The following is a 16,077-nucleotide window of genomic DNA, read 5'->3' on the forward strand; positions in this document are numbered from 1 at the left end:
AAGGCAGAACGTTAGGTTCGTTTTAAAATACTTTTGAACGAAGGGGAGTCGTAGAAATGTATGATGATGAATCTGCGCGTGAGATTTTTTTGGAAGCGAAACGGGAATACAAAGACCGAGGCATGATGAAATGGATCGGTTTTTATTTGTCAGACCATACAGCACTGCTGGCTAAGGACAATCAGGAACGCTACAAGCACAATCCGCAAAAAGAGCAGCAGGACCTCGAGACCATCAGCGACTATTTAAGTCAGTCTTATCTGAATGACTTGCGAGTCGCGATTCAGCTAGAGGTGTTGGATAGCGAGCATCGTTATTTAGATGATCTGATCGGCAAGGTGATTGGTCAAAAAGAAACTAGAATTTATCTGCAAACGGAGGATGCTGAAATTCTTCACATTGAGCTGGATCAAATTCGCAATGTCACTTTTTTAGCCGCCAATAAGCTGTGGCCAAAGGATGTGCAGAGAGATGCTTGATACACAAGGAGCTGTTTTCGAGTTTAAAACCATTTCTGATGACCAGTTTCTTCACGACTATCATCGGCTGATCGACGTTGATATCCCATTGATGATGATTGAAAGTGAGCTGCTGTTTATGATGGAGCTGCGCAAGGTGCCGCAGTTCACGATGCCTGGTTCGATCACGATCGACGGCAAAGCCCATACTTTTTATTTTGAAGTGGTGACCCATGAAAATTCGCGAACCAAGGAGTATCGGTATTTGCGGTATGAGTGATAGATAAAAGATTTTAAAGGGGAGAAAACAGATTAAAATAGAATCAAGCAATTGATTCATATCGGTAGTCAGCTTATCGCGCCTATTATCTAGATTTTTTTAGTAGTCTTTTTAAGCGTTCATTGGTGTCCAGTAAGTAAAACGAATAGAGTACTTTTCTCTGCTCGTTTTACTTACTGGACTATTTTTTGAAATAGACAACAAATAGGTCATCTAAGGCAATGCAATGACTTCTTCCGTAATTCGATTAATTGTTGTTTCTAATGAACAGCCCTGTTCAAAACGTTTCTGTTGAGTTGAGCTATGGGCTAGGCGATGAAGTGTATGATGGGTTTTATTACTTTCTGACCTTTGAAAATGGGTAAAAGCCATTGTAGAAAATTGCACTCAATTACCTCGCTGGTTCCTTAAAGGGACCAGTGGGACTGCTAAAATCGAGGATTGGGATTTGTCGGGGGAACGAATTGCTGCAACTAAGTGTGAGTAGATTTCCGCTCTCAAACAGATTTTAGTGGGTGTAGGATTGAACAAGACCATGGTTCCGCCTTCTGAGGAGGCAACTAGGAAGAGTGCTTTTCCAGAACTAGATGCAAAACAAGTATCTTTTTGTCAAATTTTTTTGAGGTGACTCAATCTCAGGCTGAGCCGATCGTCAAAAACAGGAGGTTTGGAAATTGTCGTGATTTTGAACGCTTTGAGAAGGTTAAAATCACTAAAAAATGAAGGTTGCAGAATCAAGAGACAGCCGCACTATCGTTGCTTCTGTTTTTTGCGCAACCTTCAGTTGAGTAGATATTTTGACAAGTGAATGAGCAGTCTGGGTATAATAAAAGAAACGGACTTTGTGAACGAAAGTGACAAAAAAAGGAGAACGACAATGATTGCCATTTTGGAAAACAACTGGATGAACCTGTTGGTGATCGCCGGCTTCATTTTTATTCATCTCAGCTCCAAGTATTTTCTGTTGGAGAAGCTCAACATCCATTTTATGATGTCCTTTGCGGCAGGGGTTGGCGTCTCTTATGCCATCATTCATTTACTGCCACAATTGGCATATTCCCAATCGGTTCTGATCGATCAATTCGGGTGGGATTCTGGCGTTCGTCATACTCATAGTATTTACGCGATCGTATTATTGGGGCTGGTGGCATCACACGTGGTTTATAAATTGGATGAACGCAACTTCAGCATTGTCGAAAAAAAGGATCTCGCCAGTGCGGAGCTGGCCTATTTTTGGTCAGATATCTCCTTTTATATGGCTTACAATCTGATGATCGGGTACCTAGTCATCGCCAACACCTTTTCTGAACATTTTTATATCGCTACTTACTTTGTGGCGTTTGGACTGCATTTCCTGATGAATGATTGGACGTTGAGCCATGATCATGGAAAACTGTACAACAATATCGGACGTTACATGCTTTCGTTGAGTATTTTTGCTGGAGCAGTGTTGTCTCTGGTTGTTCAACTGCCTTATTTTATCGTGGTCTCGATTGAGGCGTTTATTACAGGGGCTTTGCTGATGAACATTATCAAGTTTGAATTACCGGATGGAAATGAAGGCAGTATCAAATCCTTTTTGATTGGCACGATTTGTTCCAGTGTATTGTTTTTGTTTATTTAGAAAAGTAGGAAGGCCACCTTTTTTTAGTGTGTAGTGACCCCCAAAAGGTAGAATTTTTTCGGAGTGGTGGAAAAAGTGTGATCGTAATATAGACAAAAAGGAAACGGACGATCTTGACATTAAAAGCATCATTTTTATCGAGACGATTGAGACACCGATCTTTGATCAAACAGAAGAGTAGAACGAAATCGTGCGAGAGGAAGCAGGAGAGTTTCCTGTACCATCCAGCTAGCATTGGCGGTGATGTGTCTGAAGCCGGGCTGATGTAGATTAGTTAAAGCGCATGGGGACGGCTCCGAAGATCGCTAGTTTGAGGCGCAGGCGAAAGCGGCTGTTAGACCGTCTGAAAAAGCGGCGCGGCTGGAGGTTTAAGTAAAAAATGATTGACGAGCGGCAAGCTTTCTTGTATTGTTTACTAAACAATTAAAGGAGAACAGTGATGGTAGGAATTAGAGATGTTGCCAGAAGAGCCAGTGTCAGTCCAGGGACGGTCTCTCGTGTGCTGAACAATGATCCGACACTTTCGGTCTCGCCGGCCACCAAAGAACGGATCTTTGCTGCGATCGAGGAGCTGGATTACGATATCCATAAGCGGAAATATGTCAAAAAGCGGCTGCCGTCGATCGGCGTGATTTCCACCACTAGCCAGCAAAGGGAAGTGGACGATCCATATTTTAACGAGCTGCGTTTAGGCATGGAGGCAGAAGCCAAGCGCCTGCATTTAGGGATGAATCGGGTCTATAATTTGGAAGATAATCCCAAGGCGTGGCGGGATTTTGACAAGCTGGGGGCGATCATTATCGTGGGCACGGTCAATGAAAGCTCCGTCAAGCGCTTGGCCCAACAAAACGGCAACATCGTGGTGATCGACAATCCAGACATCAATCAAGAAGTCGATATGGTCTATGCGGATTTCGAGCGGATGACGAAACGAGTCCTGCAGCTGTTTATCGAGCAGGGTCACCAGAGGATCGGTTATATCGGCGGCTTCAATATCGACATGGATGAGCATGGTGAACAAATTTTGAACGAAAACGAGAAACGGCTGCGGACATACAAAGCTTTTATGGTCGAGCATGGATTGCCTGCGGTCTACAAACTAGGTCTTTGGGAACCGTTAGAAGGCAAGCGAATGATGGATGAGTGGCTGGTCGAGCTTGAAGAAGTACCTTCTGCGATTCTGGTCGGCAGCGACCCATTGTCTGTCGGAGTCTACCGTTCGCTGCAAACTGCCAAGATTGCCATCGGTGAAGAAGTAGTGATCGCCAGCTTTGACGACATTGAGATCGCGAATTTTCTGACCCCCAGCTTGACCACGGTCCACATCAGTGCAGGCGAGATCGGTAAAGCGGCGGTGCGTTTGGCCAAGGAGCGGATTGACGGCGAGCGCAAGGACCCTGTGATCATGACCTTTCCATCTAAATTGGTGGTGCGGGAAAGCTTTGTTCCTTAAGCTGTCAACAAATGAACCCAACCGGCTGACCGGATTTTTTCGAACGTTGCGTCAGCTTTTTTTACGTTGCTCTGACGCTTAAACATATACCAGAGGGAAAAATTTTGGGTAGAAGACGATTGCGAAACAGACACTTGTAAAGCGATCCATTATGAGCTTGGATGCATGATTAATTCAGCATTTCAAATCGGCAGTGTGATCACCACATGTTCGAACGATCCTCTATATCTGCTGCCACACCCTATGATGGCAGCAATCGTGGCGATGTAGCGGTGTTATTGGTTTACGAATGTTCATTGCAAGGGGTGTTCCCACAGTTAGTTGAAAACTTGCTTTGATCGCAAAGCATTTCATCTGGTCATTATATCGATGTGTATAAGAAGTAATTTAAATATCGGTTTAATAGAGCCAAAAATGCGTTCCCCAAAAAAAGGGAGCGCATTTTTGCGTCAAGGGTGATACCCTGTCCTATCCTCCTCAGTAATTGCCCGAAGAACCTTGCATGGAACCCCTGCTGCAATCACATTGGCTGGAATGCTTTTCGTAACCACACTTCCTGAGCCGATGATTGTATTGGCACCGATCTCCACGCCTTGGTTCACCGTTACATTCGCCCCCAGCCAGACATGATCGCCGATTTTTACGAACTTGGCATAGCAGCCGCCTGCTGCGCGCTCCACGGCATCAATCGCATGATTGGAGGTGTAGATCCCAACTCTTGGACCAAATAAGACATGGTTGCCTATGTCGATCCCGCCGCCATCTAAAAGGATACAATCAAAATTGGCGTAAAAATGGCTGCCAATCGAAATGTTGCTGCCGAATTCACAACGGAAATTAGGTTCAAAATAAACGCCTTTGCCAACAGATTTCAACAAACATTTCAAAATTGCTTCTCTGACTTCTGCAGATTTCCCGTAGCTTTGATTGTATTCATTGGTCAACAAGACCGCATTTTCTCGGGCTTGGATCAGTTCTTCTGTGAGATCATTGTACATGACACCGCTCAACATCTGCTTTCTTTGCTCCTCCATCATCTCGTGACATGCTCCTTTAGTCTTGATTTTTCCATTATAACAGAGGTAGACGAAGGGACTTGCTTTTTACTCAAATTAATAAAATTTTCTCTTTTTTCTTGACAAATATGTTTAGTAAACATTATAAGGTAAACATCAAGAGAATATCGTGGTGACACTTCACTCAGCGATTAGGAGGAAAAGCAATGAAAAAAGCATACGCAGCATTTGATCAGACAACGAAAGTGTTTCATTTGAGAAATGAAGAAATCTCTTACATGATCCAATTGGAAGAAGACGGGATTCTCAGCCATTTGTATTTTGGTAAAGCGGTGAAGCACTATAGCGGCAATAAGCAATATCCTCGCAGAGACCGCGGGTTCTCCGGAAATGTACCCGGGCATGAAGAGCGAGCCTACTCCAAGGACACAGTACCTCAGGAATATTCCAGTCACGGATCGATGGATTATCGAATCCCCGCATCGATTTTTCGTCGGGAAAACGGATCAAACTTGCATGACCTGCGTTATGCAGACTATCGCATCGAAGCAGGCAAACCAGTGCTTGCGGGACTGCCTCAATCCTATGTACAATCAGAAGAAGAAGCGACTACGCTAGTATTGATCTTAAAAGACCGTGATCAGGAGATTTTTGTAGAGCTGTCTTACACGATCTATCATGATAGGGCGGTGATCACACGGTCAGTCAAAGTGTTGAATCAAACAGCTGAATGTCTTTCTGTCGAAAAATTAGCTTCTTTGCAATTGGATCTGACCAACGATCTGACATTCGATCAGGTGATCTCTTTGCCCGGTGCGCATATTCGGGAACGTCAGATCAACCGGGAAACGATCAGCGCGGGGATCAAGCGGTTCGAGAGCCGCCGAGGCACCTCAAGCCATCACATGAACAGCTTTATCGCGTTGGTCAATCAGGATACCAATGAAAATGAAGGACCTGCGTTGGGGATTCACTTGGTCTATTCTGGCAACCATGCGTTTGAGCTGGAGAAAGACCAGATCGATCAGGTTCGGATAGTCGCAGGAATCAATGACTATAATTTTTCTTGGGAAGTCAAAGCGGGCGAAAGCTTTCAAACGCCGGAAGTCTTACTGGTGTATTCGGATCAGGGCTTGAACCAGATGAGCGACACGTTCCATCACCTGCTTCGGGAGCGAGTGGCGCGAGGGGAGCATCAATTTAAGGAGCGGCCGATCTTGGTAAATAATTGGGAAGCGACCTATTTCGATTTTACCAGTAAGAAGATCGAGCAGATCGTAGATGAAGCGGCGGCAGTGGGGATTGAAATGTTTGTCTTGGACGACGGCTGGTTCGGTCACCGCAGTTCGGACAATTCTTCACTGGGAGATTGGTTTGAATTTGAAGGCAAGTTGGCAGACGGTCTGAAGGGAATCGCGGACTATGTTCACCAGAAGGGCTTGAAATTCGGCCTGTGGTTTGAACCAGAAATGATCTCGATTGACTCTGAGCTGTACCAAAATCATCCGGATTACTTGATGCAGGAGCCCGGCCGATGTCCATCCTCTTCACGGGATCAGCACCTACTAGACATGGGACGCAAAGAGGTTCGTCAGGCGATTGAGAAACAGATCATTCAGGTGTTAGATCAAGTGGAGATCGATTATATTAAATGGGATATGAACCGCAGCATGTCGGATGCTTATTCCATCGCTTTAGACGCAAAAAATCAAGGCGAAACGACTCACCGCTACATGCTGGGAGTGTATGAATTATTGGAACATTTGACCAATCGTTATCCGTCAATCTTGTGGGAAGGCTGTTCCGGCGGCGGTGGTCGATTTGATGCCGGTTTCTTGTATTACATGCCACAATCTTGGACTAGCGACAATACCGATGCAGTGGAACGCTTAAAGATTCAGTATGGGACCAGCTTGGGCTATCCGATTTCTGCTATGACAGCTCATGTTTCTGCGGTGCCGAATCATCAGACTGGTCGAGTGACTTCTCTGAAAACCCGTGGGGAGATTGCCATGAGCGGCGTGTTCGGATATGAGCTGGATCTGACCTTGATGGAAGCAGCGGAAAAAGCCATTGTCAAAGAACAGGTCGCATGGTATCAGGAGGTACGTGCGTTGATTCAATTTGGTAATTTTCTCCGTCTGGCCAGCCCGTTTGAAGGCAATTTGACAGCTTGGATGTTTGTTGATCCGAAACAAGAAGAGGCACTGGTATTTATGGCAAGAACTCTGGCTTCCGCACAACCGGTTTTCCATGAGGTCATACTGCAAGGATTACAAGCTGATTATCAGTATCAGGATCAAGCGACGAAGACGACGTACTTTGGCGATGAACTGATGACTCTGGGGGTCTATGCGCCCGATTTTTATGGCGATTTCCAGACCCAAATGATCCATTTGAAGAAAGTGTAGGAGGAGAAAGCGATGATTAATCGAAAAAGTCTGATGACCCGTCTGTCAATCTTGGCAATTTCTTTACTGCTGACCAGCGCCACCTCGATCAATGGTGCGCTGCCGCAAATGCGCCGCAGTCTTTCCATGACCACGACACAAGGGGAGCTGGTGGCGACCTTGCCGGCATTGGCCGTTGTCATGTTTGTGATCCTTTCCAGTTTTTTGGCGGATCGGATCGGGACCAAGCGGACCGTGCAGCTTGGCCTGATCTTAGTTGGGATCGGCGGAGCAGTTCCTTTAGTCTTGAATGACTATGCTCTGATTTTGATCAGTCGTTTTATTTTGGGCGCTGGTTTTGGACTGTTCAATTCATTAGCTGTTTCCATCATCAATCTGCTGTATCGTGAAGAACCGCAGGAACGTGCGTCCTTGCTGGGATATCGCGGAGCGGCAGAAAACATCGGGAATGCCGCGTTGACGCTGACGGCGGGGGCATTGTTGAGCCTTGGCTGGCGGTTTTCCTTTGGGATCTATCTGTTGGCTTTTCCGATCCTGCTCTTGTTCACGTTGTTTGTTCCGGAAATCACTCCGCAAACAGAGCAGACCGAGCAGACCGAAACGACGGAATCAGACACGGGGGATTTGAAGCCTTCAGTGTATGTGCTGGCACTGTTTGCCTTGTTTCTCGTGATGACCTTCATCGCGATTGGCGTACGGTTCCCAACAATGGTGACTGATATCAAGGGGGCAGAGTACAATGCCTCGAATTTCTTGGCAGTGATGCCGATCATTGGGATCGTGACGGGATCGATGTTTGGCTTCTTCAACCGTTTGCTGGGGGAGAAATGCTTGTATCTTGGACTAATCCTGCTGGCGCTGGCGACCTTTTTGATCTCGATCTCTGAAAATAATTTTTCGCTGCTGCTGATTGGGTATTTTATCAGCGGTGTTCCCGGCAGCTTGATTTTCCCATTCATCTACAATTCCTTAAATCTGTACGCTTCACCGTCAAAAATGAATGCGGCGACTTCGATCATTTTGATCGGCTGCAACTTAGGCAATTTTGTTGCACCTTTTGGCTTGAGCACACTGCAGGCTGCTTCAGGGAGCAGTGATGTGTTCGCCCCATTTAAACTGTTGAGCATTTTACTGCTGGTCGTTCTCGTCGGGATCGTGGTAAAAAAGCAGTTCGCTAGTCGGCGGGTTCAGGTGAAGCAGGGGTGATAAAATAGGAAACAATGCGGTCTCTAGACTTTTAGAGATCGTTTTTTTAAGCAAAATAGTTGACTTGATGCGGACATAAAAGGGTAAGATGGAGAATGAAAGGGGGAGGCAACATGGAACAATGGACACAAGCAGAATTAGAAGCAATCGCGAAGGACCCTGACCTGTATCTATCGATCCCGAATTTGAATGGGATGATTCACGAATCCTTATGGATATGGATCGTGCAGGCAGGAAATGAATTGTACGCACGTGGGTACAGCGGTACCAAAGCCCGCTGGTATCAAGCAGCCAAACGCGAAGGCCGTGGACATATCACAGTCGGTGGGGTAGAAAAGGATGTTCGTTTCGAATTTCCCGATGATCCAGAGACGATCGATCTTGTGGATGAAGGATACAGAAAAAAGTATGCCGACAGTCCGCGCTTGGAGCCGGTCATCCGTTCGCAGGCAAGAGAAGCAACGGTACGGCTGGTCCCGGTGGGTTAAACAGAAAAGAGGAAAACGATGAAAGTATTTGTAATCGGTGCCAATGGACAAATCGGCAAGCACGTTGTGAAGCAGCTGCACGAATCCTCACAGCATGAAGTCGTCGCCATGGTCAGAAAATCAGAACAAGCCGAGGCCTTGGAGCAGCAAGGGATCGAGGTTAGAGTAGTGGACTTAGAAGGTCCAATTGGAAAAATTGCTGAAGCAGCGCAAGACGCTGATGCGATCGTCTTTACTGCTGGTTCAGGCGGGGCGACAGGGGCGGACAAAACTATGCTGATCGATTTGGATGGGGCGATCAAATCGATTAAAGCGGCAGAACAGGCCCAGGTGGATCGTTTTGTCATGGTCAGTGCCATCGGCAGCCAGCAGGTCCATGCGGAAAATCCTCCTGAATGGATCAATCAATTGTCCTATTACAATGTTGCCAAATTTTATGCTGATCAGTGGCTTATGGCCAGCGATCTTGAGTACACGATTATCCGCCCCGGCGGGTTGACCAACGATTCGCCGACAGGCAAGGTCAAGATTGGCGAGACGCTTGAATTTGCCAGAATTTCTCGCGAGGATGTGGCCACAGCGATCGTCGCCTCTCTGGAGACAGCGCAGACCATTCGCAAAGCCTTTGACATAGTCAACGGCGAGACTCCGATCAAGGTAGCTCTGACCGGTTTGTAACATCAACTGAAACACGCCAGACAACGGGAGCCTGAAATGCAACCTGTCAAGCTGACAGCTAAAAAAATACTCTTATACAGGAATCGGATTGCCCGATTCCTGTTTTTATGCAGCATGCTTTCTAAACTCGTTTAGTGAGAACGCATTCGTTGTATTTACGAATCAATCTTTTATTGTGCTCATGGAAGGGAAGACTTCTTAGCAATACGGTTCACGCTACGACGTTCATCCATCACTTCTGAAATGACTTGACATTTTTCTTCTGGAGAATAAAAGCTCTTCTTAAACATACAGGAACTCCCTACAAAGTAGATTTGGGAATGTTTTTTTGTCTACTCTTTAGGGAGCATTCATTGTCTCGGGTGTCTTTTTATAGCAGACATAATTCGTATCGTACCAATAGTTTTAATACTTCTTCATAGCTCAACTGCGACAAGGAACAAAGTGCAGTAAACAGCTTCAATGGCAATTCATTGATAGGAATCTTGGTGTCTTTCCACTGGTGGTATTCCTGTGGACGAATCGTCGTTTGCGTGAACAGCAGCTCGGGCGACCGACCAAGATAATCGGTCAAAAACCACTCGATGGCCTCCATAGACTTTACCTGCCTTTCAAATACGGCAGCAAATCTGCCGGGGTTTCCAGCTGATAAGCAGCCCGTGAGAATTCCGGCTTTTCTTTCGCTCCCCAACGAGCCAGCAGAAAATCGACTCCGCTGCTCTCTGCACATAGCATGTCATAAAGTGAATCGCCGATATAAAGCGAGGCTTGGTTGTCTGCATTTAACTCCTCTAAAGCCTTCAGCAACGGTTCCGGATTGGGTTTATGCAGGGGGGTATCATCAGCAGTGATGATTACATCAAAAAAAGTGTTCAAACCGAATGCGGCAAATTCCACGACTGCATCGCTCCTTAATTTTGAAGTTACCACCCCTAAGCGATACCCCAGCTGTTTCAACTCTTGCAGCAATTCAAGGATTCCGTTAAACAATCGTGCATGATGAGTATACTCTCGCATCCGCTTCATCCAGCTGGCCAGCAACTGTTCGATCTCCTCAGGGGAGTCCGTAAAACGTTCCAACGCTCGAGCCCCCGGAATGCCTAAAGAAAATTCTAGCTCTTTGTCGGATAACGTTAAGTTTCGTTCCTCTTTCAAAGTTTCCTTCAAGGATTGGACACTGACATATTCAGTATCGATCAAGGTTCCGTCTACATCAAATAAAATTGTTTTAATCATGTGATGCCTCCTTTGTATAAATCACGTCCACATGGGCCTCCGCTAGTTTTCGGCTGAGTGTTTCTGGCAGTTTTCCGTTGGTCACTAAGCTGTCGATCTCCTCCAAGGAGAAAACATTGAAATGGTGGGAACGGCCCAGCTTAGACTGATCCGCCACCAGCACCAGTCGACGCGTTTGCTGGCGAATTTTTTTCTTCATGTCGATATCGTCTTCATAGGCGTAGTGGACACCTGCTTCATCGATTCCCACCACACTTAAAAAGGCCAGATCAAAATTGTAATCCTCCAGCTCCGCTAGCGGACGCGTCCCCAAGACACAGCGCTTTTCTGCATCCAGATTGCCGCCTAGCATTCGAGCGGTCCCAGAAGGATTGCGTAGCAGCTGATCTGCAATGTCGATCGAGTTCGTCACTGAAAACAGCTGGGAAAAGGGCCGTAAATAGGTTGGGATGAAGCGGATAGTTGTGGAAACATCCAAAAAGACTACATCCTCTTCTTCAATCAATCGACTCGCAGCAGCTGCTAGCTGTTGTTTCACGTGGGCGCCTTCTTCGCTGCGTTTCAGATAGTCGTCCAAACGTTTAAAGGAACGGGGCAGAGAAATGCCGCCATAGGTTCGTTCAATTAAGTTATTCTCAGCCAGCTTGACGATATCTCGGCGAGCCGTATCGCGAGAAGACTGGGTTAGCTCGATGACTTCCTTTAAACTCAATGCTTTCTTTTCTTCCAACGTCGACAGAATCAATGCTAGTCGTTCTTTTTGGAGCATGCGATCACCTCATTTAAGCTAGTTTAGTTTATATGGATATAATAAACTAAACTAGCTTAAAAAGGAAGAGAAATTATCTTTTTGCTTTTCGAATGGGAAATTTTTCCAGCTGATGACACTTCTATCCAACCTTTAGGAAAGGATTTCTAAACCTGCTCCTTCTATTGAATGTGCTTTCATGGCTTGTTATAACTAGGTATACCGAAATAAGAAGGAGCGTTTTACCATGGAAAAATCGTCAATCGTGATCGCTGGAGGCGGCAGCACCTTCACCCCTGGAATCGTCTTAATGCTGCTGGACAATTTGGATCGATTTCCGATTCGTCAGATCAAATTTTATGATAATCTAGAAGAACGACAAAAACAGATCGCAGATGCTTGCGAAATCATTATTCATGAGAAAGATCCAGACATCTCCGTACTAGCAACGACAGACCCTGAAGAAGCCTTTACAGATGTCGACTTCGTGATGGCCCACATCCGAGTTGGTCTTTATGCGATGCGGGAAAAGGATGAAAAAATTCCATTAAAATACGGGGTCGTTGGACAAGAAACCTGCGGACCTGGCGGGATTGCTTATGGCATGCGCTCAATTGGCGGCGTTATCGAGCTGGTTGATTATATGGAACGATACTCACCGGATGCTTGGATGCTGAATTATTCAAACCCGGCAGCGATTGTGGCTGAAGCGACACGTCGATTAAGACCAGACGCCAAGATCATCAATATTTGCGACATGCCAATCGGGATCGAGGACCGCATGGCGAAGGCTGCAGGATTGAAGTCGCGCAAAGAAATGGTCATTCGCTACTACGGGCTAAATCATTTTGGCTGGTGGACGGATATCCGCGACAAGGAAGGCAATGACTTGATGCCGAAGATTCGCGAGCACGTCAAGGAGCATGGCTATTTGACCGATGCAGAAATGGAAAGTTCACAGCACGGAGACGAGAGCTGGATGCAGACCTTCAGTAAGGCCAAGGAAGTTTACGCGTTAGATCCAGACACGATGCCGAATACTTATTTAAAATATTACCTTTACCCACAGGATGAAGTGGCCCACACTAACCCTGAGTACACCAGGGCAAATCAGGTGATGGCAGGTCGTGAGAAAGAAATCTTCTCGGAATGCAACCAAATCACAGCCAACGGGACTGCGAAAAACATGGGCTTGGAGATTGACGAGCATGCGTCGTATATCGTTGATTTAGCTCGTGCCATCAAACTAAATACCCATGAACGGATGCTGCTGATCGTCGAAAACAACGGCGCGGTCAAAAACATCGATCCAACCGCGATGGTGGAGGTGCCTTGTATCGTTGGGGTCAATGGGCCAGAGCCCTTAGTCATGGGTGAGATTCCACAATTCCAAAAAGGACTGATCGAACAGCAGGTTTCCGTTGAAAAGTTGGTGGTCGAGGCTTGGATCGAAGGCTCGTATCAAAAGCTGTGGCAAGCATTGACCTTGTCCAGAATCGTGCCAAATGCCAAGGTCGCCAAACAATTATTGGATGATCTTTATGAAGTGAATAAGGAATTTTGGCCAACGTTGAACTAGACCGGCTGGATAGAAGGTGTTGAGGGGCATCTTCTATCTTTGATCAAATTGTAAAGGCATTCAAAGGAGGAAAAAAGCTATGATGGAAAAGTTTCAAAAATTTGGTGGAGCTATTTTTACCCCGGTCCTGTTGTTCACATTTTCTGGGATTATGGTGGCACTCAGTATCGTGTTCACCAATCCAACCATTGTTGGCGGCATTGCCAATGAGGGAACATTATGGACCAGTATCTGGACTATTTTTCAAAATGGGGCGTGGACTGTCTTCACGCAGATGGAGATCTTATTTGCGATCGGTCTGCCTTTAGGATTAGCGAAAAAAGCTTCAGGCAGAGCAGCATTGTCATCATTCGTGTTATACATTACATTCAGTTATTTTGTCAGCTCGTTTATTGAATTATTTGGGCCGTTTTTCGGAGTTGATTTTGCAGCCGAGCCTGGTGGACAAAGTGGATTGAAGCTGATCGCAGGTATTAAAACGTTAGATACTGGTGTCTTAGGAGCAATCTTGGTTGCGGCAGTGGTGGTTTGGGTCCACAATCGCTATTTTGAAAAGAAATTGCCGGACTTTTTAGGGATTTTTCAAGGGTCCTCGTTTGTGTGTATCGTTGGCTTTTTCGTGATGTTTGCATTGGCCTTTGCGACTTGCTTGATTTGGCCTAAAGTGCAAAACGGAATTGTTTCTTTGCAAAGCTTGATGACCAGCTCGGGAGCATTTGGGGTTTGGCTCTTCACCTTTTTAGAGCGAATATTGATTCCGACCGGGCTGCATCATTTTGTGGCTACTCCGTTTCTTTATGGTCCTGCAGTCGTTGAGGGCGGGATCACACGGTATTGGATGGAACATGTCAATGAGTTCGCCCAGAGCACACGACCAATGATCGAATTGTTCCCAGAAGGTGGCTTCGCATTGACTGGAAATGGAAAGATCTTTGCACCACTAGGAATCGCTGCAGCCTTTTACGCGACTGCTATGCCTGAGAAAAAGAAAAAAGTATTGACACTTTTGATTCCGATTACCTTGACAGCCGTTGTTGCTGGAATCACCGAACCGCTAGAGTTCACTTTCCTGTTTGTGGCACCGATCTTGTTTGCAGTTCATGCCTTTTTGTCTGCGACTATGGCTGTGGCCATGTATAAGTTTGGAGTCGTTGGTGATTTGGGAGCCGGCATGATCGAACAGGCCGCCAAAACTTGGATTCCTTTGGCCCAAAATCATTGGCAAACTTATGTCTTGCAAGTGATCATCGGGTTGGTTTTCGTCGGTATTTATTTCATCGTCTTCCGAACATTGATCTTAAAGCTCAACCTGGCTACGCCTGGAAGAGAAGTCGATTCAGGGGATGTGAAGTTTTACAGCAAGAAAGAGTACAAAGAAAAACAAGCACAAGCAGGCGGAGACGCTTTTCAGCAACAAGCGCAGGGATTTATTGACGCGTTGGGCGGCAAGGAGAATATCGAAAGCATCGCGAATTGTGCAACGCGACTGCGTGTGAAGGTGCTCGATGGAGAAAAAGTTGACTCGGATGCCGCATTTCGCGAGTTGGGTGCACATGGAGTGGTCCGTAAAGGAAACTCGATTCAGATCATTGTTGGATTGGACGTGCCAATGGTCAAAGCGCAGGCAGATTTGTTGATGAAAGGCGCAATTTAGCAAACCTCTTTTGGTATAATAAAAATAAAAGGGTGTTTTCTAATGGACATTGAAACCAGGGCCCGAGCCTATTCTTCAGAATTAAGTACCACAGATAAAGAGATTCTGGCTTACATCTTAAATCATAAAGCAGCGATCATATCGATGGGCGTCAGTGAATTATCTAAGAAGGTCCACGTCTCCAATTCTTCGATTGTTCGCTTGACCAAAAAGCTGAAATTTAAAGGTTTTTCAGAAATGAAATTTTATTTAGAACAGTCACTCAAGGTGAAAACAGAGGAACCCACTCAAAGTACACTGGATTTGCAAACAAAGGATTTGGAGCAGACACAGCGGTTGCTGCAGCAAACGGATTTTAGCGAGCTGGTGGAAAAGATGTATCAGGCCGAAACGATTTATTGTTACGGGACTGGTTTTTCTCAGAAAAACTCGCTGTCGGAACTGTCACAAGCCATGATGTATATGAATAAACGAGTATTATCTTTTCCAGCAAAACGAGAATTCGACATGAATATGCCGCTGATTACACAAAAAGACCTCGTGATCATCCTTTCCTTAACTGGAGAGACCGATGAAATCAAAGAGAATATACACATGCTGAAGCTGCGCAGCATTCCATTGGTATCGATCACCAATCTTGCAAAAAACTATTTAGCAGAGCAAGCCGATTTTAACTTGTTTTATGCCGCCACACCGTTTCCTGGCATCGCTAATCAGCAGGAAAGCTTTTATTCATTTATCTCTTTAAAATTAGTCATTGACACATTGATTAGGAAATATTTTGAACGGTTAGAATGAAAGGGGACCACCATGTACCAATCGATGATTCAACGCATTTCCACAAAGCAGTTGACCGGATTTTTGATTTTTTTCTGGTCATTGACCATGATCGCCTCGGGACTTTGGCTCTTTTTGCAGGTTCAGCAGCAGGGATTAGTCACCCTATTGCAGCATTCTGTATTTGCTTTGTATATTTTCTTGCTCCTATTTTTATCGCTTCTGAAGCTGCTGGTATTGGTTCAGTTCCAATCTACCGTATTTAGTGCAACTGTTCTTTTGCTGGTGGAGCTATTATCGTTGAATCTCATGATGATTTTGCCGCTTTGGCTGTTGCGAAATCGCATGTCGAATCAAGAAAAGCATCGATCAGTGCAGGATATCTGCCTCTTAGTCTTGTTGTTGGCAGCCGTACTTTTGCAACTACTGCTGCTTCTGCAACTTTGTCAGTTAAACTAAAAAAGGAGGA

At 45.7% G+C, this 16,077-nt stretch carries 16 protein-coding genes; 12 read left to right on the forward strand and 4 right to left on the reverse strand.

Annotation, left to right across the window (positions count from 1 at the left end; translation table 11 throughout):
* Positions 1–56: 56 nt before the first annotated feature.
* The 4 genes from NRIC_RS13650 to NRIC_RS13665 all read left to right on the forward strand — a co-directional run bounded on the left by NRIC_RS13650 (position 57) and on the right by NRIC_RS13665 (position 3,815).
* Positions 57–479, forward strand: a complete 423-nt coding sequence (locus tag NRIC_RS13650) for a hypothetical protein (protein WP_146623257.1) — start codon at positions 57–59, stop codon at positions 477–479.
* On the forward strand, positions 472–738 hold the full coding sequence (locus tag NRIC_RS13655) for a DUF5960 family protein (RefSeq protein WP_146623258.1): 267 nt from the start codon (positions 472–474) through the stop codon (positions 736–738). The genes NRIC_RS13650 and NRIC_RS13655 overlap by 8 nt, the downstream gene beginning before the upstream one ends.
* Before the next feature lie 880 nt (positions 739–1,618).
* Positions 1,619–2,362 carry a hypothetical protein gene (locus NRIC_RS13660; protein WP_146623326.1) on the forward strand — a complete coding sequence of 248 codons (744 nt, stop codon included), beginning with the start codon at positions 1,619–1,621 and terminating at the stop codon, positions 2,360–2,362.
* Between the two features lie 439 nt (positions 2,363–2,801).
* Entirely contained in the window at positions 2,802–3,815 is a 1,014-nt protein-coding gene (locus NRIC_RS13665; protein WP_146623259.1) for a LacI family DNA-binding transcriptional regulator, read from the forward strand.
* A 449-nt stretch (positions 3,816–4,264) separates the two neighbouring features.
* On the opposite strand, the gene NRIC_RS13670 is transcribed toward NRIC_RS13665, so the two are convergent.
* Positions 4,265–4,852, reverse strand: coding sequence for a sugar O-acetyltransferase (locus tag NRIC_RS13670; protein WP_146623260.1), 588 nt, complete (start codon positions 4,850–4,852; stop codon positions 4,265–4,267).
* Positions 4,853–5,037: 185 nt separating this feature from the next.
* Here NRIC_RS13670 and NRIC_RS13675 point away from each other — a divergent pair, with 185 nt between their 5' ends.
* The 4 genes from NRIC_RS13675 to NRIC_RS13690 all read left to right on the forward strand — a co-directional run bounded on the left by NRIC_RS13675 (position 5,038) and on the right by NRIC_RS13690 (position 9,614).
* Positions 5,038–7,242, forward strand: a complete 2,205-nt coding sequence (locus NRIC_RS13675) for an alpha-galactosidase (RefSeq protein ID WP_146623261.1) — start codon at positions 5,038–5,040, stop codon at positions 7,240–7,242.
* 12 nt (positions 7,243–7,254) lie between these two features.
* A complete protein-coding gene (locus tag NRIC_RS13680) occupies positions 7,255–8,448 on the forward strand; it encodes an MFS transporter (RefSeq protein WP_146623262.1) in 1,194 nt (397 codons plus the stop codon).
* 113 nt (positions 8,449–8,561) lie between these two features.
* Complete coding sequence (locus NRIC_RS13685) at positions 8,562–8,936, forward strand: DUF2255 family protein (protein ID WP_175580103.1); 375 nt, start codon at positions 8,562–8,564, stop codon at positions 8,934–8,936.
* 18 nt (positions 8,937–8,954) lie between these two features.
* On the forward strand, positions 8,955–9,614 hold the full coding sequence (locus tag NRIC_RS13690; RefSeq protein ID WP_146623264.1) for an SDR family oxidoreductase: 660 nt from the start codon (positions 8,955–8,957) through the stop codon (positions 9,612–9,614).
* A 370-nt stretch (positions 9,615–9,984) separates the two neighbouring features.
* On the opposite strand, the gene NRIC_RS13695 is transcribed toward NRIC_RS13690, so the two are convergent.
* Genes NRIC_RS13695 through NRIC_RS13705 form a run of 3 tightly spaced genes read right to left on the reverse strand, consistent with a single transcriptional unit; the run spans position 9,985 to position 11,619 of the window.
* Positions 9,985–10,209, reverse strand: coding sequence for a hypothetical protein (locus tag NRIC_RS13695; RefSeq protein ID WP_146623265.1), 225 nt, complete (start codon positions 10,207–10,209; stop codon positions 9,985–9,987).
* Between the two features lie 5 nt (positions 10,210–10,214).
* Positions 10,215–10,850 carry an HAD family hydrolase gene (locus NRIC_RS13700; RefSeq protein WP_146623266.1) on the reverse strand — a complete coding sequence of 212 codons (636 nt, stop codon included), beginning with the start codon at positions 10,848–10,850 and terminating at the stop codon, positions 10,215–10,217.
* Positions 10,843–11,619 carry a DeoR/GlpR family DNA-binding transcription regulator gene (locus NRIC_RS13705; RefSeq protein WP_146623267.1) on the reverse strand — a complete coding sequence of 259 codons (777 nt, stop codon included), beginning with the start codon at positions 11,617–11,619 and terminating at the stop codon, positions 10,843–10,845. Before NRIC_RS13705 ends, NRIC_RS13700 begins: the two co-directional genes overlap by 8 nt.
* A gap of 226 nt (positions 11,620–11,845) precedes the next feature.
* Between NRIC_RS13705 and NRIC_RS13710 the strand changes: the two genes are divergently transcribed.
* The 4 genes from NRIC_RS13710 to NRIC_RS13725 all read left to right on the forward strand — a co-directional run bounded on the left by NRIC_RS13710 (position 11,846) and on the right by NRIC_RS13725 (position 16,067).
* Positions 11,846–13,177, forward strand: coding sequence for a 6-phospho-alpha-glucosidase (locus NRIC_RS13710; RefSeq protein ID WP_146623268.1), 1,332 nt, complete (start codon positions 11,846–11,848; stop codon positions 13,175–13,177).
* Positions 13,178–13,256: 79 nt separating this feature from the next.
* The gene (locus NRIC_RS13715) at positions 13,257–14,831 is read left to right on the forward strand and encodes an alpha-glucoside-specific PTS transporter subunit IIBC (RefSeq protein ID WP_146623269.1); all 1,575 of its coding nucleotides are present in this window, start codon (positions 13,257–13,259) and stop codon (positions 14,829–14,831) included.
* 42 nt (positions 14,832–14,873) lie between these two features.
* Positions 14,874–15,629 carry a MurR/RpiR family transcriptional regulator gene (locus NRIC_RS13720; RefSeq protein WP_146623270.1) on the forward strand — a complete coding sequence of 252 codons (756 nt, stop codon included), beginning with the start codon at positions 14,874–14,876 and terminating at the stop codon, positions 15,627–15,629.
* Between the two features lie 12 nt (positions 15,630–15,641).
* On the forward strand, positions 15,642–16,067 hold the full coding sequence (locus NRIC_RS13725) for a hypothetical protein (RefSeq protein ID WP_146623271.1): 426 nt from the start codon (positions 15,642–15,644) through the stop codon (positions 16,065–16,067).
* The last annotated feature ends 10 nt before the right edge of the window (positions 16,068–16,077 follow it).

Source organism: Enterococcus florum (assembly GCF_004309355.1).
Lineage (GTDB): Bacteria > Bacillota > Bacilli > Lactobacillales > Enterococcaceae > Enterococcus_A > Enterococcus_A florum.

Excerpts from the sequence above, each read along its gene's own strand:
- NRIC_RS13650 (WP_146623257.1), top strand. The coding sequence starts at position 57 with ATGTATGATGATGAATCTGCGCGTGAGATTTTTTTGGAAGCGAAACGG.
- NRIC_RS13655 (WP_146623258.1), top strand. The coding sequence starts at position 472 with ATGCTTGATACACAAGGAGCTGTTTTCGAGTTTAAAACCATTTCTGAT.
- NRIC_RS13665 (WP_146623259.1), top strand. The coding sequence starts at position 2,802 with ATGGTAGGAATTAGAGATGTTGCCAGAAGAGCCAGTGTCAGTCCAGGG.
- NRIC_RS13670 (WP_146623260.1), bottom strand. The coding sequence starts at position 4,852 with ATGATGGAGGAGCAAAGAAAGCAGATGTTGAGCGGTGTCATGTACAAT.
- NRIC_RS13675 (WP_146623261.1), top strand. The coding sequence starts at position 5,038 with ATGAAAAAAGCATACGCAGCATTTGATCAGACAACGAAAGTGTTTCAT.
- NRIC_RS13680 (WP_146623262.1), top strand. The coding sequence starts at position 7,255 with ATGATTAATCGAAAAAGTCTGATGACCCGTCTGTCAATCTTGGCAATT.
- NRIC_RS13685 (WP_175580103.1), top strand. The coding sequence starts at position 8,562 with ATGGAACAATGGACACAAGCAGAATTAGAAGCAATCGCGAAGGACCCT.
- NRIC_RS13690 (WP_146623264.1), top strand. The coding sequence starts at position 8,955 with ATGAAAGTATTTGTAATCGGTGCCAATGGACAAATCGGCAAGCACGTT.
- NRIC_RS13695 (WP_146623265.1), bottom strand. The coding sequence starts at position 10,209 with ATGGAGGCCATCGAGTGGTTTTTGACCGATTATCTTGGTCGGTCGCCC.
- NRIC_RS13700 (WP_146623266.1), bottom strand. The coding sequence starts at position 10,850 with ATGATTAAAACAATTTTATTTGATGTAGACGGAACCTTGATCGATACT.
- NRIC_RS13705 (WP_146623267.1), bottom strand. The coding sequence starts at position 11,619 with ATGCTCCAAAAAGAACGACTAGCATTGATTCTGTCGACGTTGGAAGAA.
- NRIC_RS13710 (WP_146623268.1), top strand. The coding sequence starts at position 11,846 with ATGGAAAAATCGTCAATCGTGATCGCTGGAGGCGGCAGCACCTTCACC.
- NRIC_RS13715 (WP_146623269.1), top strand. The coding sequence starts at position 13,257 with ATGATGGAAAAGTTTCAAAAATTTGGTGGAGCTATTTTTACCCCGGTC.
- NRIC_RS13720 (WP_146623270.1), top strand. The coding sequence starts at position 14,874 with ATGGACATTGAAACCAGGGCCCGAGCCTATTCTTCAGAATTAAGTACC.
- NRIC_RS13725 (WP_146623271.1), top strand. The coding sequence starts at position 15,642 with ATGTACCAATCGATGATTCAACGCATTTCCACAAAGCAGTTGACCGGA.